This is a genomic window from Verminephrobacter aporrectodeae subsp. tuberculatae At4 (genome assembly GCF_000193225.1).
In the GTDB taxonomy this organism is placed as follows: Bacteria; Pseudomonadota; Gammaproteobacteria; order Burkholderiales; family Burkholderiaceae_C; genus Acidovorax; species Acidovorax aporrectodeae.
Genome location: NZ_AFAL01000128.1, coordinates 1 through 1,330 on the forward strand (window position 1 = coordinate 1; position 1,330 = coordinate 1,330).

The 1,330-nt window shown below is 70.9% G+C and carries 3 protein-coding genes; all 3 read left to right on the top strand.

All coding sequences use genetic code 11. The annotated features are described in order from the left end of the window. On the top strand, positions 1-703 hold a 703-nt coding region (locus VTU_RS0104880; protein ID WP_010101397.1), incomplete at its 5' end, for a methyltransferase C-terminal domain-containing protein. Continuing rightward, complete coding sequence (locus VTU_RS0104885) at positions 704-925, top strand: Rossmann-fold NAD(P)-binding domain-containing protein (RefSeq protein WP_010101398.1); 222 nt, start codon at positions 704-706, stop codon at positions 923-925. After that, positions 926-1,330 (top strand): acyltransferase (locus VTU_RS0104890; RefSeq protein ID WP_010101399.1); only part of this gene is annotated, 405 nt, incomplete at its 3' end.

Genomic DNA, 1,330 nt, shown 5'->3' on the forward strand with positions numbered 1-1,330 from the left:
CGTCGCCGGCGCTGCCCGGCTGCTCAAGCCGCACGGCGTGGCCAGCTTCGAGTTCCCGCAGCTGCTGCGCATGGTGCAGGGCTGCCAGTTCGACACGGCGTACCACGAGCACTACTCCTACCTCTCGCTCACCGCCGTGCAGCGCATCTTCGCCGCCTGCGGCCTTGCGCTGCACGACGTGCAGGAGCTGCCCACGCACGGCGGCAGCCTGCGCGTGCTGGCCGCGCGCGCGGACGTGGCCGACCACCCCCAGGCGAGCGCGCAGGGCGCCGCGCGCGTGGCGCGGCAACTCAGCGCCGAGCGCCAGGCGGGGCTGTGCGCGCCCGGTTTCTACGGCGCGCTCCAGGCGCAGGCGCTGCGCATCAAGAACGATTTGCTCGGCTTTCTGCTGCACTGCCGGGCGCAGGGGATCAGCGTCGGCGCGTATGGCGCGGCGGCCAAAGGGAACACGCTGCTCAACTTTGCCGGCGTGCGCCCGGACCTGCTGCCCTACGTCGCCGACCGCAACCCGGCGAAGCAGGGCAAATTCCTTCCCGGCAGCCACATCCCGGTGGTGGACGAGGAGTACCTGCGCACGCAGCGCCCGCAGCGGGTGCTGATCCTGCCCTGGAACCTGCGCGAGGAACTGACCCGGCAGCTCGGCTGCGTGCGCGCCTGGGGCGGGCGCTTCGTTCTTGCCGTGCCCCGGCTGGAGGTGCTCTGAATGCTCGACGTCCACGCCACCGCGCAGATCTCGCCCTGGGCAGACATTGCAGACTCGGTGCGCGGCAGCCGCATCCCGGTGGTGGACGAGGAGTACCTGCGCACGCAGCGGGTGCTGATCCTGCCCTGGAACCTGCGCGAGGAACTGACCCGGCAGCTCGGCTGCGTGCGCGCCTGGGGCGGGCGCTTCGTTCCTGCCGTGCCCCGGCTGGAGGTGCTCTGAATGCTCGACGTCCACGCCACCGCGCAGATCTCGCCCTGGGCAGACATTGAAGACTCGGTGCGCGGCAGCCGCATCGTGGTGGGCGCGCATTCGGTGATCGACAGCTTCGTCAAGATCAAGCCCGCAGGCGGCAGCGGCCACCTGATCGTGGGCGCGCACGTGGTCATCAACGCGGGCTGCGTGCTGTACACCGGAAACGGCATCTGCATCGGCGACCATGTGGCGATCGCGGCGAACTGCACCTTTGCGCCGGTGAACCACGCCTGCACCCAACGCGACCGCCTGATCCGCGAGCAGGGCTTCGCCCCCGGCAAGGGCGGAATCGTTCTGGAAGACGACGTCTGGGTCGGCGCCAACTGCGTGCTGCTCGACGGCGCCGTGCTGCGCCGGGGCTGCGTGCTCGGC